17 protein-coding genes and 1 tRNA gene are annotated in these 23,344 nt (G+C 60.3%); 3 read left to right on the forward strand and 15 right to left on the reverse strand.

Going from position 1 to position 23,344, the window contains the following annotated elements:
• Positions 1 to 201: 201 nt before the first annotated feature.
• The 6 genes from DWZ52_RS02300 to recJ form a co-directional block, all read right to left on the reverse strand.
• A tRNA-Leu gene (locus DWZ52_RS02300) sits at positions 202 to 288 on the reverse strand.
• Between the two features lie 39 nt (positions 289 to 327).
• Positions 328 to 1,761, reverse strand: coding sequence for a transglutaminase-like domain-containing protein (locus tag DWZ52_RS02305; RefSeq protein ID WP_118384862.1), 1,434 nt, complete (start codon positions 1,759 to 1,761; stop codon positions 328 to 330).
• A 451-nt stretch (positions 1,762 to 2,212) separates the two neighbouring features.
• Positions 2,213 to 3,079, reverse strand: coding sequence for a class II fructose-1,6-bisphosphate aldolase (fba, locus tag DWZ52_RS02310; RefSeq protein WP_118377543.1), 867 nt, complete (start codon positions 3,077 to 3,079; stop codon positions 2,213 to 2,215).
• A 195-nt stretch (positions 3,080 to 3,274) separates the two neighbouring features.
• Positions 3,275 to 3,958, reverse strand: coding sequence for an MBL fold metallo-hydrolase (locus tag DWZ52_RS02315; RefSeq protein ID WP_118377542.1), 684 nt, complete (start codon positions 3,956 to 3,958; stop codon positions 3,275 to 3,277).
• An 84-nt stretch (positions 3,959 to 4,042) separates the two neighbouring features.
• Positions 4,043 to 6,403, reverse strand: coding sequence for a bifunctional (p)ppGpp synthetase/guanosine-3',5'-bis(diphosphate) 3'-pyrophosphohydrolase (locus tag DWZ52_RS02320; RefSeq protein WP_118377541.1), 2,361 nt, complete (start codon positions 6,401 to 6,403; stop codon positions 4,043 to 4,045).
• Between the two features lie 15 nt (positions 6,404 to 6,418).
• Positions 6,419 to 9,706 carry a single-stranded-DNA-specific exonuclease RecJ gene (gene recJ / locus DWZ52_RS02325; RefSeq protein WP_118384818.1) on the reverse strand — a complete coding sequence of 1,096 codons (3,288 nt, stop codon included), beginning with the start codon at positions 9,704 to 9,706 and terminating at the stop codon, positions 6,419 to 6,421.
• A 276-nt stretch (positions 9,707 to 9,982) separates the two neighbouring features.
• Here recJ and DWZ52_RS02330 point away from each other — a divergent pair, with 276 nt between their 5' ends.
• A complete protein-coding gene (locus tag DWZ52_RS02330; protein ID WP_118384819.1) occupies positions 9,983 to 10,981 on the forward strand; it encodes a bile acid:sodium symporter family protein in 999 nt (332 codons plus the stop codon).
• Between the two features lie 30 nt (positions 10,982 to 11,011).
• Here DWZ52_RS02330 and DWZ52_RS02335 read toward each other — a convergent pair whose 3' ends face one another.
• From DWZ52_RS02335 to DWZ52_RS02370, 8 genes are all read right to left on the reverse strand, one after another.
• A complete protein-coding gene (locus DWZ52_RS02335) occupies positions 11,012 to 11,809 on the reverse strand; it encodes a DUF4931 domain-containing protein (RefSeq protein ID WP_118384820.1) in 798 nt (265 codons plus the stop codon).
• Between the two features lie 3 nt (positions 11,810 to 11,812).
• A complete protein-coding gene (locus tag DWZ52_RS02340; protein WP_118384821.1) occupies positions 11,813 to 12,490 on the reverse strand; it encodes a copper homeostasis protein CutC in 678 nt (225 codons plus the stop codon).
• A 204-nt stretch (positions 12,491 to 12,694) separates the two neighbouring features.
• Positions 12,695 to 13,396, reverse strand: a complete 702-nt coding sequence (locus tag DWZ52_RS02345; RefSeq protein ID WP_035137222.1) for an ABC transporter ATP-binding protein — start codon at positions 13,394 to 13,396, stop codon at positions 12,695 to 12,697.
• 12 nt (positions 13,397 to 13,408) lie between these two features.
• Positions 13,409 to 14,269 carry an ABC transporter ATP-binding protein gene (locus DWZ52_RS02350; RefSeq protein ID WP_006234439.1) on the reverse strand — a complete coding sequence of 287 codons (861 nt, stop codon included), beginning with the start codon at positions 14,267 to 14,269 and terminating at the stop codon, positions 13,409 to 13,411.
• Positions 14,259 to 15,338: a branched-chain amino acid ABC transporter permease gene (locus DWZ52_RS02355; RefSeq protein ID WP_117635469.1), complete on the reverse strand. Its 1,080-nt coding sequence runs from the start codon at positions 15,336 to 15,338 to the stop codon at positions 14,259 to 14,261. Before DWZ52_RS02355 ends, DWZ52_RS02350 begins: the two co-directional genes overlap by 11 nt.
• A 9-nt stretch (positions 15,339 to 15,347) precedes the next feature.
• A complete protein-coding gene (locus DWZ52_RS02360) occupies positions 15,348 to 16,229 on the reverse strand; it encodes a branched-chain amino acid ABC transporter permease (protein ID WP_099432746.1) in 882 nt (293 codons plus the stop codon).
• A gap of 139 nt (positions 16,230 to 16,368) precedes the next feature.
• Positions 16,369 to 17,556 carry an ABC transporter substrate-binding protein gene (locus DWZ52_RS02365; RefSeq protein ID WP_117637819.1) on the reverse strand — a complete coding sequence of 396 codons (1,188 nt, stop codon included), beginning with the start codon at positions 17,554 to 17,556 and terminating at the stop codon, positions 16,369 to 16,371.
• 271 nt (positions 17,557 to 17,827) lie between these two features.
• Entirely contained in the window at positions 17,828 to 18,994 is a 1,167-nt protein-coding gene (locus DWZ52_RS02370; protein WP_118384822.1) for an ABC transporter substrate-binding protein, read from the reverse strand.
• Between the two features lie 250 nt (positions 18,995 to 19,244).
• Here DWZ52_RS02370 and DWZ52_RS02375 point away from each other — a divergent pair, with 250 nt between their 5' ends.
• Positions 19,245 to 20,588, forward strand: coding sequence for a homoserine dehydrogenase (locus DWZ52_RS02375; RefSeq protein WP_118376804.1), 1,344 nt, complete (start codon positions 19,245 to 19,247; stop codon positions 20,586 to 20,588).
• 222 nt (positions 20,589 to 20,810) lie between these two features.
• The gene (locus DWZ52_RS02380; RefSeq protein ID WP_118384823.1) at positions 20,811 to 21,560 is read left to right on the forward strand and encodes an SDR family NAD(P)-dependent oxidoreductase; all 750 of its coding nucleotides are present in this window, start codon (positions 20,811 to 20,813) and stop codon (positions 21,558 to 21,560) included.
• A gap of 161 nt (positions 21,561 to 21,721) precedes the next feature.
• On the opposite strand, the gene DWZ52_RS02385 is transcribed toward DWZ52_RS02380, so the two are convergent.
• Positions 21,722 to 23,284, reverse strand: coding sequence for a cation:proton antiporter (locus tag DWZ52_RS02385; protein ID WP_118384824.1), 1,563 nt, complete (start codon positions 23,282 to 23,284; stop codon positions 21,722 to 21,724).
• Positions 23,285 to 23,344 lie beyond the last annotated feature (60 nt).

The following is a 23,344-nucleotide window of genomic DNA, read 5'->3' on the forward strand; positions in this document are numbered from 1 at the left end:
AACGCTCACTTGCATGTATGGTGCCCGAGGCGAGACTCGAAGGGCCTTCGCTTCGCGAAGCCCCGGGCTTCGGGCGCACGGCGCCCTCGCCCCGCTCCGCTACAAACAGGCCACAGGCCTGTTTGCCTAACGCTCCGCGCGCTCACGCGAGTTCGGCACGAAAAAGGGGCCTTGACCCCCTCGAACGCTCACTTGCATGTATGGTGCCCGAGGCGAGACTCGAACTCGCACGTTGTTGCCAACGGTGGATTTTGAGTCCACTGCGTCTGCCAATTCCGCCACTCGGGCACGTAATGCGTGAGTTAGTTTATCACAGCTTTCTACCGATTAGTCCGAAAATGGAACTTCGAGCATTTCGATGAGTTCGACCGTGCGGAGCATCTCACGCTGACGGCATCCGCGACCGCCGACCGAAGCCTCACCCATCTGGTTATCGTAAGGGTCCTCGCGCATGCCGTCGAAAGAGGGCTCAAACTCTGCCTGGAATCGATTGTTGGCCACCATACGCCACGGGTCGAGATTGCCAAAGTAGTGACGGCGGCGCCACTCCTCCCCCATCCTGCGAGCAGAAGATCCAAATGACACATCGGCGTTGAGCCAACCGGTCTGCGGCGTATAGAACTCTGCCCAGTCGTGCGACCCCACCGAATCGGGCGCAACGTACAGGCCGCTCTGCCAACGGGCGGGCACGCCCGCGATACGGCACATGGTGATAAACGTGAGCGCCATAACGCCGCAATCGCCGCGGAGCGAATGCGCGCAGTCATCGGCAATAGATCCCAAAAGCAAGTACGGCGGCTGATAGCGATAGTCGATATGCTGCGTCAGGTAATCATAGATAGCACGGGCGCGATCGAGCGGATCCTCGAGTCCGTCAACAACACCGGCCGTCAGCTGCAGCAGATACGGCGTGAATGCAATGTGCGGACGGTCCTCGGAAATATCCTCGGGCAGAGGCGCGTCCATACGCGGATGAACCGGAAGTGTGCCACCGTAGACATCAAAATAAGCAGCATCGATGTGATAACGATAGGTCACCGAGAATGAGCGTTCACTCGAAGAAGACCACGAGGCGGTACGTGCCGAAGCGTTCGCGGGAGCAACAGCACCCTCCGGCGTCATGTCGAGAATCTCGACCCGAGACTGCTGGCGGCAGGTGGCGGCAACGGGAAGCCAAGCGCGAACGGTCTCCCCCTCTAGAGCGCCGGGGACAGACACAGACGCTTTAAGCGTAATGACGCGAGCCAATCCGTTTTGCGACTCCATCTCCTTGAGCATCTCGTTGCGCAGTGCAATTCCGTCCGTAGGATCGGGACGCATGCCGGGGACCTCTTTGGGATATACGCGAAGCGAATCGAGGAAGTTGTCGAGAACGAACAGCTCGCCATCGATAAAGCGCCAGTCAATACGCTTACGGTCAATCAGATCGTCAAACTGCTCCTCGGTAAACTCAGGCCACTCCTCGCGATTCATCGCAATGGCCCGATCACGCGACACCGAAAAATGAAGCGGCGTCTCGAGCATGCGATACCGCTCTGCACGAACACAAGCAGCCAGCGAAGGCTCAGGGTTCTGCTCCAAAAGGCGATCGCAGGCAGCAACAGCCTGCGTCAAATACCCGGCATCCTTAAGACGAAGAATCTCGGGCGGCAGTCCAACATCGAGATGACGAAAGTCATCACAGCAAACATCAACAGAGCAACCAACAGGCCCCTCGTCAATAACCTTCCCATCCGAAGGCAGCACATTAATAACAGCCATACCAAACTCCAAGTCATTAGAACCCTTGAAGCACATTGTAGCGAGATAAAAAGAAAGCCCCAACAAGGGAGCCATCAACACCGCCGAGCGGTAGTCAAAAAATGAATTCAGCCCAGTAACCCTGCAGCGAGTTAACGAAGGAGGCCCCGTTCACCCGAAGCTTTTCCCATTGCGCGACTTCTGGCAAAGCCAGTAGCCATCTTAATTCAGACTCGTAACCCTGCGGCGTTAAACGAAGGAAGCCCCGTCCCCCGGAACTGTTTCCTTGGCGCGACTTCTGGCGAAGCCAGTAGCCATTTTAATTCAGCCCAGTAACCCTGTAGCGAGTTAACAAAGGAGGCCCCGTTTCCCCGGAGCTGATTCCGTCGCGCGACTTCTGGCGAAGCCAGGTGAGCGCGAGGGAAACAGCGTAGGGGAAACGGGGCCTCCGGCGGGAAAGTTAAACCGCTACTTACGCCTTGTTGACGGAGCCAAACTCCTCCATGAGCTCCTTGGTGCGGGCAACGATGTTGTCGCGACCAGGCTTGAGGAGCTTGCGGGGATCAAAGCCCTTGCCCTGCTGATCCTTGCCAGCCTCGATGTACTCGCGGACGCCCTTGGCGAAGACGAGCTGCAGGTCGGTGTTGACGTTGATCTTGGAGATGCCCAGGGAAATGGCCTTCGTGATCTGATCCTCGGGGATGCCGGTGCCACCGTGCAGGACGAGGGGCAGATCGCCGGTCTGGGCCTTGATCTCGCCCAGGCGCTCGAAGGAAAGGCCAGCCCAGTCGGCGGGATACACGCCGTGGATGTTGCCGATGCCGCAGGCGAGGAAGTCGACGCCCAGGTCAGCGATCTGCTTGCACTCAGCAGGATCAGCGAGCTCGCCGCTGGAGGTCACGCCGTCCTCGGTGCCGCCGATGCCGCCGACCTCGGCCTCGATGGACATGCCCTTGGAGTGGGCAAGCTCAACGAGCTCCTTGGTGCGGTCGAGGTTAAGCTGGAAGGTCTCCTCGTGAGAGCCGTCATACATGATGGACGTGAAGCCGGCCTCGATGCACTTGAAGCAGTCCTCGTAAGAACCGTGATCGAGGTGAAGGGCGACGGGAACGGTAACGCCCGTGGCCTCGACGGCAGCCTTGACCATGTCGGCGCAGACCTTGAAACCGCCCATCCACTTAGCGGCACCAGCGGTGCACTGAAGGATCAGCGGAGACTTGGCCTCCTCGGCGGCCTGGAGAATAGCCAGGGTCCACTCGAGGTTGTTAGTGTTGAAGGCACCGAGACCGTACTTGCCGGCCTCGGCCTTCTTGAGCATGTCTGCTGCGTTGACGAGCATAAAAGAAACCTCCTGTAAGGTTGCTCCGATAACGCCTGAGATTTTACCACGGCGCACCCGGGCATAAACGTTCGTTTGTTCACGAATATCGTCCAAACAGACTTTTTTTGACCGTTTGCCCTACGGAATCGACCCGTTGGGGAAAAATAGCTTGACGTTTGGACGCTTCTCGTGCTTTAAAAGCCGACTATCAAGCTATACCTGCATGAACGGGTTCTGCATGAGTTCGCGCGCCATGGTGGTCGAATCGCCATGGCCGGTTAGGCAAACGGTATCGGGCGGGAGAAGCCGGGCGAGCTTGGAGAGCGAGCGCAGAATCGCCGCCTCGTCGCCACCGGCAAGATCGGTGCGGCCGTGGCTGCCCGGGAATAGCGTGTCGCCCACAAAGGCAATGTTCCCCTGCTCGGTGGCGGCGAACAAGACGATCCCGCCCGGCGTATGCCCTGGTGTCTCGATCACCTGCAGGCAGATATCGCCCACCTCGATAGCATCGCCCTCGGCGAGCAGGCGCGTCGGCTCCCCGGGGTCGGGCGTCTCAATGCCCCACATAGCTCGCTGTTCCTCGATGTTCGCATGCGGCACCGCCACATCCTTAGCGCACAGCTCATACCGGCAGCCCTCGCCAACGGTGGTTCGCACGCCGGCAACACCACCAACATGATCGGCATGGCCATGAGTGCATACGGCGCCAAGCACGCGTACGCCGGGATGCTCGGCTCGAATATGCTCCACCAGGCGCTCGCCTTCCCACGCAGGGTCGATAATCACGCACTCATTGTCCGAAATAACAGCATAGCTATTGGTCTGAATGGGACCGTTTACGAGCGTCTCAATCTCGACCGATCCCTTGGGAGTTAAATCCAAGGACACAGCACTCATGTCCCCCTCCTCTCTATAGAACTCGAGGCATCAAACGATACCTCGAGTGTAGCGAATATCGATAATGTGGCACGTTCGTCGCGACTAAACGCGGCGCTTAAGCTGGGCTCCACCCTCGCCGGGCATCAGGCGGCGCGCGTCGTAGACCGAGTCAACGCTGCTGATGGAGGCCAGCAGCGGATCCAGACCACTCGCGTCCGAAATCTCGACCATAAAGCGCAGGGTTGCAATACCCTCGCGGTTGGTCGACGTGGCGGCAGAAAGGATATTGCCGCCCGCATCGCCAATGGCGATGGTGACGTCCTTGAGCAAGCCCATACGATCCAGGCACTCGACCACGATCTCGACCTGGAAGAGGGTGTCGGCAGCGCCGTCCCACTCCACTTCGATCATGCGCTCGGGATGCTCCATAAGACCCTTGACGTTGGGGCAGTTGGCGCGATGAACCGAAACGCCGCGACCGCGCGTGATGAAACCGACGATGTCGTCGCCCGTCACCGGATTGCAGCAATGCGCCAGACGGACCAGCAGGCCGCTGTTGCTCTCGCCTTTGACGATGATACCGTTGCTGGCGCTCTTGCCGCGCTTTTGCGGCTTGCGGTTTGATCCGCGCGCAGGCTGCTTCACGACCTCGGCAATGGCCTCGGCCTTGGTGAGCTGCTCCTCAGGCTTGGGGTCCAAAATCTGCTCGACTTTGTTGCCCACGGCACGCGGGGCGACTTTACCCGCACCAACGGCGGCAAACAGGTCCTCGAGCTGCTTGTAGTTAAACTGCTCCGCCACGGCGTTGAGCGCACGCGTCGAGCGCGGCGTAGAGATGCCATACCCGCGCTTGCGCAGGTCCTTGGCCAGTATATCGCGGCCGGCAGCAGCGTCATCGTCTTTGGTCGCGGCGGCGAAGTAACGGCGAATCTTTGACTTGGCCGAAGGTGTCTTGACGATCTTGAGCCAATCGCGCGACGGCTTAGAGCTCTTGTTGGTCAAAATCTCGACACGGTCACCCGTCTTGATCTCGTGCGTAAGCGGCGCCACCGCACCGTTGATCTTGGCACCGACGCAGTGGTTGCCGACCTCGGTATGGACGGCGTAGGCAAAGTCGAGCGGTGTAGAGCCGGCACGAAGCGCCATGACCTCGCCCTTGGGCGTAAAGACAAAAATCTCCTGGTCAAACAAGTCGACCTTCAGCGAGTGCAGGTATTCCTTGGCATCGGTGATTTCGTCAGACGCCGCCCAATCGAGCGAATGCTTGAGCCAGTTAATCTGGTCGTCCAGACGCTGGGCATCATTAGTCTTAGACGCAGACGATCCGCCCGACTTCTTATAGAGCCAGTGGGCGGCAATACCGTACTCGGCCTGCTCGTGCATCTCGTAGGTACGAATCTGAATCTCGAGCGGACGAGCCGTGGGGCCGATAACCGTCGTATGGAGCGACTGGTAGTTATTGACCTTGGGCATGGCAATATAGTCTTTAAAGCGCCCGGGCATGGGGTGCCACAGCGTATGCACCGCGCCGAGCGTGGAGTAGCAATCGCGCACCGAATGCGTGATGACGCGCAGTGCCACCAGGTCGTAGATCTCGGAGAATTCCTTGCCCTTGCGCTTCATCTTTTGGTAGATGGACCAATAGTGCTTGGAACGGCCGTTGATCTGGAAGTCCTCCAGGCCAATGCGGTTGAGCTCGTCGGTGAGCGTCTTGATGGTCTCGGCCAGATAGCGCTCACGGACCTCGCGCGACTCCGCCACCATGCGTGCGATGCGCTGGTAGGCGTCGGGTTCAAGGTAGAAGAAGGACAGGTCCTCGAGTTCCCATTTAATGGAGCTCATGCCCAGACGGTCGGCCAGGGGCGCGTACACGTCCATAGTCTCGCGTGCCTTAAACAGGCGACGGTCCTCGCGCAGGGCGGCGAGCGTGCGCATATTATGCAGGCGGTCGGCGAGTTTGACGATGATAACGCGGATGTCCTTGGACATGGCGAGGAACATCTTGCGCAGCGTGAGCGCCTGTTTCTCGTCCATGCTGTCGACTTCGATGTTGGTGAGCTTGGTCACGCCATCGACGAGCTCGGCCACCGTATCGCCAAACAGGCCGGAAACATCAGCAAGCGAGGTCTCGGTATCCTCGACGGTATCGTGCAGCAGCGCGGCGCACACCACATCGCAGTCCATCTTGAGATCGGCCAAAATGATGGCCACCTCGACGGGATGGTTGATGTACATCTCACCCGAGCGGCGCTTTTGGTTGCAGTGCTTCTCGGCAGCAAAGCAATAGGCCTGCTCCACCTTAGAAAAGTCGTCCTCATTCATATATTTGAGGCACAGGCGCTCCAGCTTGTCGTAGCTGTCCGCCATAATCTCGGGCGGCAGCTCATCGGCATGCTTATAGTGCTCCATCTCCGAGAACGGCTGGAGGGTGGAATCATGGGCGGTACGGGCTGCGGCATCCATCGAGGTCCCCTTCCCCTAGGCCCGCGGTACGATCGGGCGGTTAACTTTGGCTAGCATATCAGAAGCGCACGAATCGAGCGCCCAACTCCGGAAAGCCGAGAACTCCATGCGCGAACGCAACCCCTCCAAATAGCGAATTGACCTGCTCAATTGCACACGGCCGGGGTTTTCGGCCATCGCGATGCGACGGGTGTCGTCAAACCCCGAAACGCGACAGAAACCAAGCTCTTCGAAGATTCCCAGGCCACTCTCCACCGAGCGCTCGTCGACCGGCGTGCGAGCATCGATGGCAAGGCACATCTGCGCGATGTCGATATCGCTCGCGCTAAAGGAATCGTCCCCGGTCTTGCCGCGGTTGGAGCGCCACATGGTTTGCAGCGCGCGATAGAGCGTGACGAGCTCGTCGCGCTCGGGCGCATAGCAGTCGAGTAGGCGCTCGTTAATGCGGGCGTCGCGCGACGAATAGAGCAGGTGGATCACGGCGGGCTGTCCGTCACGACCGGCACGCCCGCTCATCTGGTTGAACTCAATGGCGCCAAACGGCATGTGGTACAGCACGACATGGCGGATATCGGGCAGATTGACACCCTCGCCAAAGGCGGAGGTCGAAACGATGCAGCTGAGGCTTCCGTCTCGGAATGCTTCCTCCACGCGGCGGCGATCGGAGCGCGCAAGCCCCGCGTTATAGAACGCGATATGGGTTGCGCAATCGGGCACACGCTTGCGCAACGTCTTGGCGAGCGCCACGGACTGGTCGCGCGAATTGACGTAAATGACGGTCTTCTCCCCCGTCGCCACGATCGACACCAAACGGTTCTCGCGGCTCGCAAGGTCGCGGTCGTCCTCGAGCTGCAGGTTCTCGCGCACCGTCTCGTCGACCACCGTGCGAGTAATCGGCAGCATGCGGGCAAGCTCGGCCACGACCGGAGCCGTCGCGGTGGCCGTCGCAGCCATAACAACCGGGTCGCCCAGGGCTTTGAGGATATCGGGCATGTCGAGATAGGCGCTGCGGTCGCCGCCCTTGGCAAGGCCGGCGTGGTGCGCCTCATCGATAACGACAAAGCCGATGCGGCCCGAACGCGCGAAGCGGTCACGGTGGATAGATAGGAACTCGGGCGTCGTGAGCACGATACCGGTGCGGCCCGAAGCTAGGCCGGCGAACACATCATCGCGTGCGGCCTCCACGGTCTCGCCGGTCAGCACGCCAACGCCAATGCCAAGCGCTGCCATCGTCGACGAGAGGTGATAGGCCTGGTCGGCAACAAGCGCACGCAGCGGATAGACAAAGATGCTCGCACGTCCGCGAAGGACAGCCTCGCGCGCAGCATGTACATGGAAGATGAGAGACTTGCCGCGGCCCGTTCCCATAACGGCCAAGACGCTCTGGTGGTCGGCCAAGGCATCGAGCGCCTCAACCTGCGCGCGGTGCGGCTGGTTCGATCCGATAAAGCTATGGATAAGCGAGCGCGTGAGCTCGGTATAGGAAAGCTGGGCGAGCGTCTCGCGCTTACGCGACTCCAGGCGCAGGCCGGAATCCGCCGGCTGCACGCCACGACGAAGCTCGCATGCCGGATCGTCGACGCTGGGCAGCGTGGTATCGCGGACCAAGACATCCTTGATCATGAGCTTGGGCTTCACACGCCCCTGCCAATGCTCGGCAACGGCCTCGAACACCAAGTCGACAGCGCTATCGCAGTTGATGAGCTTATCGATTTGCGGCACGCGGAACATAATGGCCGGCACACTCGCGGCGCCATCGGTCGCCACAAAGCGCATGTGCTCGCCGGTTTTGCCCACCACGGCGCGGTCGCACATCGTCACGCCCTCGGCAGCCAGCAGCGGCACCTTGTTGCCCTGGCCAAACGGCTCAAGACGGGAGATCTGCTCGATGGTCTCGATATTCAGCTCGGAAAGGTCGACGGTGGCGGCGACCTCGTCGGTGTCTTCAAAGTCCTCGGCGGGAAGCTCCGATAGCACGGCGGAAAGGCGGCGGCGGAACTCATCGAGCTTGGATGCCTCGATGGTCACACCCACCGCACCGGCATGTCCGCCGCGACGAATCAGCAGGTCGGAACAGCGCTCGACGGCGTCAAACAGGTTAACTTTGCCCACCGAGCGACCAGAGCCGCGCGCGATACCGTCCTCGATCGAGAACAGCAGCGCCGGCACGTGATAGCGGTTGGTCAGACGGCTTGCCACGATGCCCTTGACGCCCTCGTGCCAGCCCTCGCCACCCACGACGATTGCGCGTCCGCCGTCATAGGTCTTCTCGACCTTTGCCATGGCATCGCGCGTGAGCTCCGCCTCGATCTCACGGCGCTGGCGGTTGATTTCCTCGAGCTCAGCCGCCAGTGCACTTGCTTCGATGGGATCGCGGGCAAGCAGCAGGTCGAGCGCCAGCTTGGGATCGGCCATGCGACCGGCAGCGTTTAAGCGGGGAATGAGCGAGAACGATAGGCCATCCGCCGTAATGCTCGAAAGGTCCGCCTTGGCGAGCGCGGCAAGCGCGATATAGCCGGGACGAGCGGTTACGCGCATCTGCTGGATGCCCTCGGCAACCAGCGCGCGGTTCTCGGGCGTGAGCGGCATCATGTCGGACACGGTGCCCAGCGCCGCGACCTCGATTAGCGAACGCCAATACGACGGCTTGCCCAAGCGCTCACCCAGGACTTGCACCAGCTTGAGCGCCACACCAGCACCGGCAAGCTCGCGCGAGGGGCCCTCGTCCTCGAGCTTGGGGTCGGTAAGGGGCACACCCTGCGGCACCTGATCGGAGGGCTCGTGATGGTCCGTGACCACCAAATCGATCCCCAGGCTCTCCAGATAGGAAACCTCTTCCTTGGCCGCGATACCGTTATCGACGGTCACGATCAGCTGGGGGCGAGCGAGCTCGTTAACGCGGTCGAGCGCCGCGCGCGAAAGACCGTAGCCCTCGTCAAAGCGATGCGGAATAAACGGCGTGACATCGGCGCCAAACGTGCGTAGTGCCTCGGTCAACAGGCAGGTCGACGTAATACCGTCAACGTCAAAATCGCCAAAGACCGCAATGTGCTCGTGGTTGCAAATAGCACACTCGACGCGGTCGGCAACGACCGACATGCCCGGGATAATGAGTGGCTCGGCCCAGTCGCGATCGAGCGAAGGCGTCAAAAACAGCTGACCTTCTTCGATGGATGTAATGCCGTGCGCGACCATAATACGCGCCACCAGCCCGGGAATGCCCAGGCCAGCCGAAAGCTCCTTTTCGAGCTCGGGGTTTTGCTGAGCGACCGCCCAGCGATGCGTCGTCTTAAGCGATGACATAGGCGCCCACCCCCGATAGGGGCAGGTCGCCGCGATACCTCTCACGGTTCATAGCGATGAGTCCTCTGTGTATGCCCGCTTCGGCAGGCAGATCTGTTGAACGGATTTATTATACCGTGCAGAGCAGACGCAAATCGCCGCAGCACGCCGCGGTTTCGGTAAACGATGCCGGTAATAGCCCCGAAATATTCGAGCGTTTCTGACGCACGGACGCATGCGAGCGTCTAGCATATCCATTCAAAACGGGTTCACGGGCAAAGGGAGTCACAAGCGCATATGAAGCAATGGGTTGGACTGGGCAAGTTTCTCGCGGGGCACATGCAGGTCATCGTTCCGATTTGCGTGGCACTCGGCGTGCTCTTTCCCCAACAGATTGGCGTACTCAAGCCCATCGTTCCCACCTTGTTTGCCTTTATGACGTTTCAGGGTGCGCTCAGCAACACCTTTCACCAGGTAACCGAGGTGTTCCGCCGTCCGTTGCACCTAGTCTTGGCGCTGCTCGTCTCGGCGGTGCTTATTCCCATCGCGGCGTATGCCATGGGGTCACTCTTCTTTGGCTCCAACCCCAACCTTGTCTGCGGCATTGTGCTCGAATACAGCGTGCCCGTGGCCGTCACCGCTTTTATGTGGATCAGCATGTTCGGCGGCAACGGCCCGCTCGCGCTCACCATCATCCTGACGTCCTCGGTCATCTCACCTGTGACGATTCCGCTTACGCTCAAGCTCCTGCTGGGCGCCACCGTCTCGATCGACGTGCCGAGCATGATGCAGAACATGGCCTTTATGATCGCCATCCCCGCTGTGCTCGGTATTGTCATCAATGAACTCACGCGCGGCTGGGGCCACGAGAAACTCTCTCCCGCGCTCTCGCCCGCCTGCAAGTTCATGATGATGGGCGTTATCGCCTCCAACTCCACCGCCATGAGCGAGTACGTTCTGCACATGAACGCGATGCGCCTGGAAGTCGCCCTCTTTATTTTGACCTTCGCCATCAGCGGCTTTATCGTCGGTTTTCTGGTCGCCCGTGCGCTGCATCTGCCATATAGCGAGACGACTACCATGTGCTTTACCTGCGGCATGCGTAGCATCTCTTCGGGCGCCGTCATCGCTACACAGTATTTTCCCGGCGAGGTCGTGTTTCCCGTCATGTGCGGAACGCTGTTTCAGCAGATACTCGCCTCGCTTATCGGGCATCTCTTTGAGCGTCTGACCGGCGAGGAGCGCGCCGCCCAGCGCAAGCAGGTCGAGGCCGGCCGCGACGCCATGGCACGCTAGGCTGTCCGCATTACGCGGGTGTTAGTCTTGCTATACGAGCGTTTCCAGATATGCACGCAGGCGCTCGGCATCGATATCGAGCGTTGTCTCGGCATTGACCTGGGCCAAACGATAGCCGACAAAGTAGGGCGAAACCACCCAACGCGGCAGCGCCTTGGCAATGGTCCGACCGCCCAGGTGATAGAAGAACAAGTTGTACGACTCTGCGCGACCACCGTGGTGCTCGTTCAGGATATAGCGCAGAGCTACCTGGATCGCATCGGCGAAAAGATCCGCCTCGGCTTGGTCTCTAGTGTCATTGCTGGCGGCGATTCCCTGCGGGGCTGAAACGTTAATCTCAAAGAACCCCATGATCGGTTCGATTGAGATGTTGACCGCGATTCTCCCCTGTTGCCAGACATTGATGCCTTCGAAATTGGCGGAAGTCAGCGAAGCATAACCGTCCTCCTGCTCTAGACCCACAATCTGCATGTGCGGATGAACGAGACTACCGCCCGAGAGCGGACCTTTGTTCTTGTACATCAGCACGCTTCGATACTGCTGTGAATCGATCATCTGCTGCCAGCAACCCAGGGCAAACCTCATTACATGGTGGAGTTCATCCGACTCATAGGTCACCAGGTCTGCGTCGTGGTCGGCCGACTCGATCAGCACGGTTTGACGGGTGGCGCGCAGGGTTTTGAACTTGTTCTCGAGCCAGATGCAGTCGCCGTCGCGCCGGATGATATTGGCGAGTTCCTCGGTACTGCAAAAGGGACACGCGGTGCCGGGACGACGGTTGTCGTCGGGCTTACCGTTCGCCTGCTGAACGTCAAACACCAGCGCCACGAGTTATACCTCCAGCGGCACGATCTTGGTGCCATGGAGCTCGGAGACGCCCAGTGCCGCAGCCACGGTATCGCGGTTGGCCGTGGAAATGCCGCCGCCGGGAAGGATGGCCAGGCGGTCGCCCGCATACTCGACAAGACGCGATAGGTGCTCCAGGTTGTCCTCGATCGGCGTTCCGGCAGCGCCACCATGCGTGAGGATGCGCGTAACGCCGCAGTCGGCAAGTGTATCAATCGCATCGAGCTGAGCCTCGGGCGAGAGCTGGTCAAATGCCATATGGAAGGTGATGTCGATGGACTCACGCTTGCATTCCTCGGTCGCGCAGCCCGCAGCCATAACGAGGGCGCCGAGGGTGAGTTCGTCGAGCGCCCAGCCGCCGGCACAGGGCTTGCAGCAGCCAAAGACCAGACCGTCGACGCCGGCACTTACGGCAAGGCCCAGGTCCATCTCCATCATGCGTAGCTCGTCCTGGTTGTAATGAAAGTCGCCACCACGCGGACGAATCATGCACATCACTCGCGCATCGTGCCCGTGAACGTAGTTGACCGTGGCGCTGATAACGCCGGCGGAAGGCGTGGTACCGCCAACGGCAAGGTTGTCGCACAGCTCAATACGACTCGCACCAGCCTTAATGGCCGCCGGCACCCGCTCAAAGTTCTCGGCACAAAACTCGTACAGCATAGATAGACCCCCAGATGATGCTTCTATTTCCACACGGCATTGTCGCACTTTAAATACCAACCCGCACAATGATCCCTTGGGGACGGAGGAAAACGGATCACCCAGTGAGTCGATTTGACCTGGCGATCCGTTTTCCTCCGTCCCCAAGGGATCATTTAAAAAGGGGCGCTGACCGGGATAGTCAGCGCCCCTTTGCTGGAAAAATTAACCGCCCAGGTAGGCTTTACGCACGTTATCGTCGTGGAGCAGCTCTTGGCCGGTGCCGGTCATGGTGATCTTGCCGGTCTCGAGCACGTAGCCGCGCGTGGCGATCGAGAGCGCCATCTGCGCGTTCTGCTCGACCAGGAGCACCGTGGTACCGGCTTTATGCAGGTCCTCGACGATCTGGAAGATCTGCTCAATCAGAATCGGCGCCAGGCCCATGGAAGGCTCGTCGAGCATGAGCAGCTTGGGGTTACTCATAAGGGCGCGCCCCATAACGAGCATCTGCTGCTCGCCGCCCGAAAGGGTGCCGGCGACCTGGCGACGGCGCTCCTTAAGGCGAGGGAACTGCTCGTAGACGCGCTCAAGGCCCGGAGCAACCGTGGACTTGGGCTGCGTGTAGGCGCCCATCTCCAGGTTCTCCTCGACCGTCATCTGCAAAAAGGCGCGACGACCCTCGGGCACCTGGGCCAGGCCCTTGCCAACCAGCTTGTCGGCAGGCGTATGGGTAATGTCCTCACCCATAAACTTGATGGAGCCGGTCTTGGAACGCAGCAGGCCCGAGACAGTCTTAAGCGTTGTAGACTTGCCGGCACCGTTCGCGCCGATCAAGGCCACGATCTCACCCTCGTTGACGTTAAAGGAGATGTCCTTGATGGCGTGTATGGCGCCGTACCAGACGTTGATGTTGTAGACGGAAAGCATCGGCTCTGCCATTTAGTTCTCCCCCTTATCCTGCTTGCCCAGATATGCCTCGATAACAGCGTCGTTGTTCTGGATTTCCTCTGCCGTGCCCTTGGCGATGACCTTACCAAAGTTGAGCACGCAGATGCCCTCGCAGATGTTCATGACGAGCGACATGTCGTGCTCGATAAGCATGATGGCAATGCCAAAGGTGTCGCGAATCTTTACGATGTTCGCCATGAGCTCCGCGGTCTCGGACGGATTCATGCCGGCGGCAGGCTCGTCAAGCAGCAGCAACTTAGGGTTGGTGGCAAGCGCACGAACAATCTCCAGACGACGCTGGGCGCCATAAGGCAGCGAACCGGCCTGCTCATTTGCCAGATGCTCCATATCAAAGATGGAGAGCAGCTCCATGGCGCGCTCATGGGCGGCCTTCTCGTGCTTCCAATACGTCGGCAGACGCAGCACGCCCTCAAAACCGGAGTAGCGCTCCTGGTTGTGCAGACCGACCTTAACGTTGTCCTCCACCGTCATAGTGTTGAACAGGCGGATGTTTTGGAAAGTACGGGCGATGCCCATGCGGTTGACCTGATAGACCGACTTGCCCGAGGTGTCCTCACCGTCGAGCAGGATGGTGCCGTGCGTGGGCTGGTACACCTTGGTAAGCAGGTTGAAGACCGTGGTCTTACCGGCACCATTGGGGCCAATCAGGCCGGCGATCTCGGTCTTGCCGATAGTCAGGCTAAAGTCGTCGACTGCCTTAAGACCACCGAACTCAATGCCCAGGTGGATGCACTCGAGCGCCGGGCGCTGGCCCAGATCGCGATCGGGAACGATGGCGCCAGAAGGATACGGGACCATCTTGCCCTTGTTGAACTCAAATTTACTGGGCATCGGCTGCCACCTCCTTCTTGGAAGCAAAACGGTCCTTGACGCGACCGAAGAACGCCTTAAGCTGCGGGTTGTTAGTAAAGATCATGACCAGGATCAGCACGATGGCGTAGATGAGCATGCGGTAGTCCGAGAACTGACGGAGCAGCTCGGGGAGCACCGTAAGCAGTGCGGCCGCGATGACGGAACCGCGCATGTTGCCCAGACCGCCCAGGACCACGAACACCAGGATGAGGATCGACGTGTTGAAGTCGAACTTGGTGGCGGAGAGCTGCGAGAAGTTACCGCCGAAGAGAGCTCCGGCAGCACCGGCGAGGGCAGCGGAAACCACGAAGGCGATCATGCGGTACTCGGTGACGGAGATGCCTACGGACTCGGCTGCAATCTTGTTATCGCGCACGGCCATGATGGCACGGCCGGTACGGCTGCGAACCAGGTTGAGTACAATCACGAGCGCGACCATAACCAGGATGGCGCCGGCAAGGAAGGTCGAATAGGTCGACACGCCCGATGCGCCCTGGGCACCCTTGATGATGGCGGTGCCGTCCTCGAGCAGGTGCAGGTCGTCGATCGTGGAGTTACCCGTGATGTTAAAGATAACATGCAGGCCGCGGGAGTCGACGCCCACGATAAGGCAGGTGACGATCTCTTTGATGATCTCGCCAAAAGCCAGGGTCACGATGGCCAGGTAGTCACCGCTCAGGCGCAGAACCGGGATGCCAATCAGGAAGCCCAAGATGGCAGCAGCGATAGCGCCGACCACAATGCTGATGACAAGACGAATGGGGTCGGATGGAACGGCGCTCTCGAGGGCAACCGCGGTAACGATGCCCGTATAGGCGCCGACACTCATAAAGCCCGCGTGACCCAGCGACAAGTCGCCCGCGATGCCGACAACGAGGTTGAGCGAGATGGCCATAACGATGTAAGCCGTGATGGGAACCAGCTGACCGGCGATCATGCGCGGGATCATATGGTTGGACTGCATAAAGAACACGATGGCGAATGCCACGATGCACATGGCGTACGTGACAAAGTCGTGACGCGTCTGCTTGTCTTTAAGGAACTTCATAGCGCTCACCTACACCTTCTCGGGGACGTACTTGCCCAAGAGGCCGGCAGGCTTGACGAGCAGGACGATAATCAGAACACCAAAGACGATGGAGTTGGCAAGGCTCGTGGAAATGTAGGCCTGAGCCATCGCCTCGATGATGCCGATGAGAATGCCGCCGACAAAGGCACCGGGGATGGAGCCGATGCCGCCGAAGACGGCGGCGTCGAAGGCCTTGATGCCAGGCATGGCACCCGTCGTGGGCTGCAGCACCGGCGAGTAGGAGCACAGGAGCACGCCGGCGATGGCGGCAAGCGCAGAGCCGATGGCAAACGTCATCGAGATGGTGCGGTTGACGTTGATGCCCATGAGCTGAGCGGCGGCCTTGTCCTCGGACACGGCGCGCATGGCTTTGCCCATCTTGGTCTTACCTGTAAAGAACATCAGACCGGCCATGATAACCAGGCAGGCGACGATGGTGACGAGCGAGACGGCGCTTACGTTGAACTTGGCCAAGAACTCCGGCACCTGGAAGGTGACGAGCGAAGTGAAGTTCTTGGGCGTGGCGCCCCACAGAAGCTGCGCGGCGTTCTGCAGGAAGTAAGACACGCCGATGGCCGTGATCAGAACGGCCAGAGGGCCCGCCTGGCGCAGCGGCTTGTATGCCAGACCCTCGATGAGAACACCGAGAACCGTGCAGACCACACAAGAGAGAACTACAGATGCCCAGCCCGGGAGGCCGAGATACGATGTGGCGCAGAACGAGACATAGGCACCGACCATGATGACGTCGCCGTGAGCGAAGTTGAGCATCTTGGCGATACCGTAGACCATGGTGTAGCCCAACGCGATGATGGCGTAGACGCTGCCCATGGACAGGCCGTTGACCAGGTATTGGATAAAGACCGTCATGTTCCACATCCCCCTTTCGAATAGGTTTCCAGTTGATGTATGAAACAGGGACGTTACGTTGTCCCTAGATACCAAGCAAGCAGGGAAGGCCAAAACCTCCCCTGCTTGGGATCAAAACCGCTCTATGTAAGGCGGCCTATTAGGCCTGTACGTACTTGCCGTCGGTAATGACGTACGCCGTCGGGTCCTTCTGGACCTGACCCTTGTCGTTCCAGGAGAGCTTGCCAGTCAGGCCGTCAACAGTAATCTTGAGCATAGCCTCGGGAAGCTTCTCGGCAACCTCGGTGGGGTCGGCGTCGACGCCCAGGCCGGCCTCCTTGAGAGCCTCGACCACAGCATGCACGCCGTCGTAGGCGTCGGCGGCAAACTGGTCGGGGGTATCGCCGTACTTATCCTTGTAAGCGTTGACGAAGTCGGCGTTCTTCTCGTCGTCGGCGGAGAACGGGGTCATGAGCAGCAGACCCTCGGCAAGAGAGGTGTCGAAGCCCTCAACGCCCAGAATGCCGTCCATGCCGTCGCAGCCCATCATCTTGACGTCGTAGCCCATGTCCTTGGCGTTCTTGAGCAGGACGGACGCCGGCGTGTAGTAGATCGGCGCAAAGATCATGGTGGCGCCTGCCTGCTTGGCCTTGGTCAGCTGGTTGGTAAAGCTCGTGGCGGAGTCGTCCTTAAAGGTCTCCTCGTCGACAATCTCAAGCTTAGACTTAGCGGCCTGGGCCTTAAAGGAATCTGCGATGCCCGAAGAATAGGCATCGCCGGAGTTATAGAACAGCACGAACTTCTCGTTCGCATACTTCTCTGCCAGGAACTTGGCAGCGTTGACACCTTGGTTGGGGTCGGTAAAGCAAACCTGGAAGACGCAATCCTTGCCCTTGGTAACGTCCTCGGAGGACGCGGACGGGGTGATCATGAACGTCTCGGGGTCGTTGCCGCACTCGGCGGCAACGGCGACCGACGCACCCGTGGTGGTCGGACCGACGAGGGCCTGCATGCCCCAGTCGAGCAGGGTGTTGAAGGCGTTGACGGCCTTCTCGCCGTCAGCCTGGTCGTCCTCGGCCTTGCTGACAAGCGGCAGCTCCTTGGTCGAGAAATCCTTGCAGCCAAGCTCGACAGCCTGTGTAACGGACTTGCCGTAGGACGCGTTGGCGCCGGTCAGCGGGCCGATGGTGCCGATCTTAAACGAAGCGTCGCCCGACGCGGAACCGCTGTCGCCGCCGTTGGAGGAGCAGCCAGCTAGAATGGACATCGCCCCCAGACCTGCTGCGCTCGCGATAACGCTCCTGCGATTCATAACAGGGTTCAATGACTTACCGGTGAGGCTCGACATGCGGCTCTCCTCTCAAATCTCGTCGGGTTTTGGTTGCCCGACAGGCCATCCTTCGCCGTGTTCGGCGTTCGCAAAATAGTAGACGCTTTAGTTAGGAAAAGTGGCGATTATTTCAACTTTTCTTTGGATTTGTTCTTTTATCCATATTTCTGCGTATTTCTATTATTTTATGCAGTAATGCCACTTTATTGTGTAAAAGTAATGTTTCCATTCTGTTACAGGCGTCCCCGCCCTGAATAAAACAGCCTCACCGGTAGCCTTTTATGCGCACTTAGGCGGCGATGTACTTGCCGTCCTGGATCACATAGGCCGTAGCGGGCTTTTCGACCTGGCCCTCGTCATTCCACGTCAGCTCGCCCGTCAGGCCCTCGATCTTGATCTTGCGCATGGCGCGGGCAAGGTCGTCGGCAATGTCGGCACCGTCAGCCGTAATGTCGATGCCCGCTTTATCGATAGCCTCGGCAATCGCATGGACGCAGTCATAGGCATCGGCGGCAAACTGATTGGGCGTCTCGTCGTAGGCGTCCTTATAGGCCTTGACGAAGTCGGCGTTCTTCTCATCGTCAGTAGAGAACGGGGTCATGAGCAGCACGCCCTCGGCAAGAGAGGTATCGAAGCCCTCAACGGAGAGCAGGCCGTCCATGCCGTCGGTGCCCATAAGCGTCATGTCGTATCCCATGTCCTTGGCGTTCTTGAGCAGGACGGACGCCGGCGTGTAATAGATCGGAGCAAAGATAAGCGTGGCGCCGGCCTCCTTGGCCTTGGTGAGCTGGTTGGTAAAGCTCGTGGAAGAGTCGTCCTTAAAGGTCTCGGTATCGACGACATCGAGCTTGGATGCCTTGGCCTGCTCGGCAAAGGCGTCGGCAACGCCCGAGCTGTACGTATCGCCGGAGTTGTAGAACAGGGCGATCTTGGCGTCCGCGTACTTCTCGGCCAAGAACTTCGCGGCGCTGGCGCCCATGGTGGGGTCGGTGAAGCAAACCTGAAAGACCGTGGTCTTTCCCTTGGTGACATCGAGCGACGAGGCCGAAGGCGTGACCATGAGCATATCGTCGGCGATCTCGCCCGAGACGGCGACGGCGGCGCCGGTGGTAACGGGGCCGACAAGCGCCTGCATGCCCCAGTCGCACAAGGTATTGAAGGCGTTGATGGCCTTCTCGCCGTCGGTGACGTCGTCCTCGGACTTAAGCGAGAGTTTGAGGTCCTTGGTCGAGAAATCCTCGGCGGCGAGCTTGGCACCCTTCTCGGCCGAAACGCCATAGGTTGCCGCGGCGCCGGTCAGAGGGCCGATAACACCGATCTTGAAGGTCTTACCGTCATCGGCGGAGCCGCCGTCAGAGCCACTCGAAGAGCAGCCAGCGAGCGCGGCGGTGCTGCCGAGCGCCGCGGCTCCTGCCAAGAAACTCCTACGGCTCAGTGCGTTGTTGATACTAAACATGGTGTCCCCCTTTTCGCTGGCCGCGGTGCGGCTGTTTTGCGGTACGGGGCAAACCTTATGGCGCAAACGTTGACAGTTTGTTACGGAAGTTCATTTGTAGCGAGCATGTTTCCAATGTTTCCGCAGCGTTTCGGGGGTGCCGTTTTGTGCGACTCCTGTTGCCTGGCGAGCATGCGCCCTCGGTTCACGCTAGAATGCACTCAACCTTTAAGCGGTTAATCCATCCATAAGATGCACGAAGGAGCTATCTATGAGCGAACCCCTGCGCACCGTGAACGTCGGTCTGATCGGCCTGGGAACCGTCGGCGGCGGCGTGGCCCGTCTGATCAAGAGCCACCACGATGAGTACCTGGCAGCCTACGGCATCGACCTTAAGCTGACCCGCGCCTGCGCGCTTGCCTGGGAGCAGGCCGAGGCGGCAGGCATTGAGCGCGAGGCCTTCACGAGTGACTGGCACGACGTCGTCACCGACCCCGCCGTCGACATCGTCGTCGAGCTGATCGGCGGCGAGCATCCCGCAACCGAGATCTTCACCACCGCCTTCGAGAACGGCAAGCACGTCGTCTCTGCCAACAAGGCCCTGCTGGGCCGTCACGTCGAGACGCTCGCCGAAAAGGCGCGCGCGTGCGGCGTGCAGATTAAGTGCGAGGCCAGCTGCGGCGGTGGCATCCCCATTGTCAGCACGCTCGAGCACGACCTAGTGGGCAACAAGATCCTGACCATCGCCGGCATCCTCAACGGCACCACCAACTATATCCTGTCGCGCATGGACGCCGAGGGCGCCGATTACGCCGACGTGCTTGCCGACGCGCAGGCCAAGGGCTATGCCGAGGCCGACCCGTCCGCAGACGTCGACGGCTTCGACGCCGCCAGCAAGACGGCCATCCTTGCCTCCATCGGCTTTGGCACCCGCGTGACCACCGACGATGTGTACCAGCAGGGTATCCGCACCATCGGCGCCGAGGACATCACTCAGGCCCGCGAGCTCGGCTACACCATTAAGCTGCTGGGCATCGCCCGCAACACCGACGCCGGCGTCGACGTCCGCGTGCATCCCACGCTGATCCCCGCCGACCACATGCTTGCCAAGGTCAACGGCGCCATGAACGCCGTCTACGTGGTAGGCGACGCCGTGGGCGAGACCATGTTCTACGGTGCCGGCGCAGGCTCCTTCCCCACCGCGAGCGCCGTCGTGGGCGATATCCTGTCGCTCTCCGAGCAGATCAGCCGCGGCGTGGCTCCGCTGCCCGAGATTGAGCCCTATGGCCACAACCTCGCCTTTAAGCCCATGGACGAGCTCCAGACCAAGTACTATGTGCGCCTGAAGGTCGCCGACCGCGTGGGCGCCCTGTCCGAGACGGTCGACATCTTTGCCAAGCACAACATCTCGATCTCGCTCATCAACCAGGTCGAGGACGGCAAGTCGGGCGTCAGCGATGCCTGCTCGGTCATCTTCCTGACGCACCGCGCGCTCGAGAAGGACGTCCAGGCTGCCGCCGCCGAGCTTGCCAGCGTCGACTGCGTGGCCGAGGTCGCCAACGTCCTGCGCATCGAGGACGTCGAGGCCTGGACCGAAGGCGTCATGGCCAACTAACTCGATCTTCGCCATACGACATATATGTGTGAGGGGCTCTCGTCCGGCAGTGGACGAGAGCCCCTTTGCTTGCGCACACGGGGCGTATTGGCGCAATCCGCATTTGAACGACTTGGCCGCTCCTGACAGCCGGGGGTACCGTTCGCCGACGTGTAACCGAAACCGATTATGACCGCCGCTATGCTGTGCTGCGTATATCCGCCCGCAAAGAGAGGAAACACCATGTTGCTCGAGGGCAAGAAAGCAATCATCACCGGAGGCACGCGCGGTATCGGCTATGCCATCGCCTGCCGTTTTATCGAGGAAGGTGCTGCCGTCACCGTCTTTGGCTCGCGCCAGGAGACTGCCGACGCTGCCGTTGAGAAGCTGGCGGCCGCTTATCCCGAGGCCAAGGTCTGGGGCCGCTCCTGCGACCTCACCTCGCTCGAGGCCGTAACCGAGGCCTTTACCCAGGCTGCCGCCGATATGGGCGGCCTGGACACGGTCGTCAACAATGCCGGCATCTCCCAGCGCTCTCCCCTTTTGGACTACACGGCCGAGGAGTTTGCAAAGGTCATGGACCTCAACGTCGTCGCCGTCTTTAACGGCCACCAGGCTGCCGCCAAGATCATGACCGAGGCCGGCCACGGCGGCACCATCACCACCACGAGCTCGATGGTCGCCAAGTATGGCCAGCCCTCCGGCGTCGGCTATCCCACGTCCAAGTTTGCCGTCAACGGCATGGTCCAGTCGCTTTCACGCGAGCTCGCCCCCATGGGTATTCGCGTCAACGCCGTCGCGCCCGGTGTGACCAAGACCGATATGGTCGCCAACCTGCCCGAAGAGGTCATCAAGCCCATCATCGCCACCATTCCGCTGGGTCGCATGGGCGAGCCCGAGGATGTCGCCAACGCCTTTGTTTTCCTGGCGAGCGACATGTCCTCCTATGTTACGGGTGCCGTGCTCCCCGTCGACGGAGCCGCCCGCTCCTAAGAGGCCACAAGCTTTGGCCCCTGGCCCCAACGTAGCTCAACCAAAAAAGGCGCGCTGCCCGCATCAACTGCGGGCAGCGCGTCTTCTTCTGTTTGAAGGGAAACTGCGTCCCGTTTCGCGTCCGTCCTCAAACGGGAATGTCACCTCCGCACCAGCGTCGGCTATTTGCCGTCGTCCTCGTCGGCTTCTTCATGCGCATAAAGCTCCAGCATGCGACGGCGGTACTCATGAACGGCGAGCTTGGCGCGCTCTAGGCGGCGACGCTCGCGCGCAGTCAGCTTGGACGGGTCGATCTCATCGCCATAGGTTTTCTCGGCCAGCAAATGGGCGGCATCGACAATACGGGCATCGATGCGTTCGCTCGCCGCTTCGGCCGAAAGGCGGTCAGCAATGGAATCAATCGTGGGCATACCGTCGAGCGAGCGACCATGGCCATGCGAGGTCAGCAGCTCGTGCTCTCGTGCGAGCAGACTCGCCAAATCGTGATGGGCACGCAGGATATCGAGTGCCTCGGCAGGATGCTCGGCAACCTCCGCCACGGCGGCGACCGGCGCGGCATCGACCACGCGGTAGAAGAGCTGCGCGAGCAGTGGCATCAGGAACACCGTGATGGCGCCGGCTGCCACCATAACCGAAGCGACGCCCTGCGATAATGCGCCGGCGTTGACAGCGACGCTCGTCACGGCGACGATAATCGGCAGCGCCGTGGTGCAGTAGAGCGCTACGGTAATGCGGCCGTGGGCAGAAACATCGCGCGTCTTAGGGCAGATGCTCATGGAGACGACAATGGGCACGGCGCGGATAACCAGCAACGCCACGATAAAGCCCACGAGCAGGCCAGGGCGCGACGCCACGGCTGTCAGGTCGATCTTGGCGCCCGAAACAGTAAAGAACACCGGAATCAAAAAGCCATAGGCAAGGCCATCGAGTTTAAGCTCGAGCGTATGGTTGCCCTCGGGAATGATATAGCGCAGGACAAAGCCCGCGGCAAAAGCTCCCAGCACGATATCGAGGCTAAAGATGGCGGAAAATGCCACGAGCGTGACCAGGATGAGCACCGTGAGACGCACGAACGTCTGAGAGGTCGTGTCGGCACGCTCCTGAATAAACGCAAAGAAGCGGCTACCGATACGCTTGGAGCGGCTGGGGACCACGGCAAGCAGCACGCACACCGCGGCGAACAGTCCCAAGATCAGCAGCGTCTCGATACCCGTACGGGCAGACAGCAGCACCGACATGGCGAGCACGGGGCCAAGCTCGCCCCACGTACCGTAGGCAAGGATGGAATCTCCCACGCGCGTACCCGCAAGCGACCGCTCACGCAAGATGGGCATGAGCGCCCCAAGCGCCGTCGAGGTCAACGCCAGCGTCACGGCGATGCCATCAAAATGACTGACCGAAAACCACGGGGTAAAGCGCACGGCAAGCCAGGCGATGCCAAACGTGACGACCCACGTCGCCATGCCGTAACGCCCCTCGATGCCCGTGATGTTCTTGGGATCGATCTCAAAGCCGGCAAGCAGGAACAAAAAGGCCAGGCCGAGCTCGGACACCAGCGAGACCTCGGCATCTACATGGATAATGCCGAGCATATGAGGTCCCAACACCGCGCCGAACACGAGCAAAAAGACCGTCTCGGGAACGGGTTTTCCGGGAATCGCCGAGGCGATGAAGGGGCTTGCAAAGGCCACGAGTGCAATGATGGCGAGCGAAACGAATGCCATGTGATGCCTTTCTCTTGTTTGCACTTCACTGTAGCACCCTCGCCGTCCTCAACGCGCCGC

It is taken from the genome of Collinsella sp. AF33-16 (assembly GCF_003475325.1).
In the GTDB taxonomy this organism is placed as follows: Bacteria; Actinomycetota; Coriobacteriia; order Coriobacteriales; family Coriobacteriaceae; genus Collinsella.

What these genes read in the sequence shown, in the direction of transcription:
- DWZ52_RS02380 (WP_118384823.1), top strand. Translation starts at nt 20,811, where the DNA reads ATGTTGCTCGAGGGCAAGAAAGCAATCATCACCGGAGGCACGCGCGGT.
- DWZ52_RS02330 (WP_118384819.1), top strand. Translation starts at nt 9,983, where the DNA reads ATGAAGCAATGGGTTGGACTGGGCAAGTTTCTCGCGGGGCACATGCAG.
- recJ (WP_118384818.1), bottom strand. Translation starts at nt 9,706, where the DNA reads ATGTCATCGCTTAAGACGACGCATCGCTGGGCGGTCGCTCAGCAAAAC.
- DWZ52_RS02365 (WP_117637819.1), bottom strand. Translation starts at nt 17,556, where the DNA reads ATGTCGAGCCTCACCGGTAAGTCATTGAACCCTGTTATGAATCGCAGG.
- DWZ52_RS02360 (WP_099432746.1), bottom strand. Translation starts at nt 16,229, where the DNA reads ATGACGGTCTTTATCCAATACCTGGTCAACGGCCTGTCCATGGGCAGC.
- DWZ52_RS02375 (WP_118376804.1), top strand. Translation starts at nt 19,245, where the DNA reads ATGAGCGAACCCCTGCGCACCGTGAACGTCGGTCTGATCGGCCTGGGA.
- DWZ52_RS02345 (WP_035137222.1), bottom strand. Translation starts at nt 13,396, where the DNA reads ATGCTTTCCGTCTACAACATCAACGTCTGGTACGGCGCCATACACGCC.
- DWZ52_RS02315 (WP_118377542.1), bottom strand. Translation starts at nt 3,958, where the DNA reads ATGAGTGCTGTGTCCTTGGATTTAACTCCCAAGGGATCGGTCGAGATT.
- fba (WP_118377543.1), bottom strand. Translation starts at nt 3,079, where the DNA reads ATGCTCGTCAACGCAGCAGACATGCTCAAGAAGGCCGAGGCCGGCAAG.
- DWZ52_RS02370 (WP_118384822.1), bottom strand. Translation starts at nt 18,994, where the DNA reads ATGTTTAGTATCAACAACGCACTGAGCCGTAGGAGTTTCTTGGCAGGA.
- DWZ52_RS02350 (WP_006234439.1), bottom strand. Translation starts at nt 14,269, where the DNA reads ATGCCCAGTAAATTTGAGTTCAACAAGGGCAAGATGGTCCCGTATCCT.
- DWZ52_RS02340 (WP_118384821.1), bottom strand. Translation starts at nt 12,490, where the DNA reads ATGCTGTACGAGTTTTGTGCCGAGAACTTTGAGCGGGTGCCGGCGGCC.
- DWZ52_RS02355 (WP_117635469.1), bottom strand. Translation starts at nt 15,338, where the DNA reads ATGAAGTTCCTTAAAGACAAGCAGACGCGTCACGACTTTGTCACGTAC.
- DWZ52_RS02320 (WP_118377541.1), bottom strand. Translation starts at nt 6,403, where the DNA reads ATGGATGCCGCAGCCCGTACCGCCCATGATTCCACCCTCCAGCCGTTC.
- DWZ52_RS02305 (WP_118384862.1), bottom strand. Translation starts at nt 1,761, where the DNA reads ATGGCTGTTATTAATGTGCTGCCTTCGGATGGGAAGGTTATTGACGAG.
- DWZ52_RS02385 (WP_118384824.1), bottom strand. Translation starts at nt 23,284, where the DNA reads ATGGCATTCGTTTCGCTCGCCATCATTGCACTCGTGGCCTTTGCAAGC.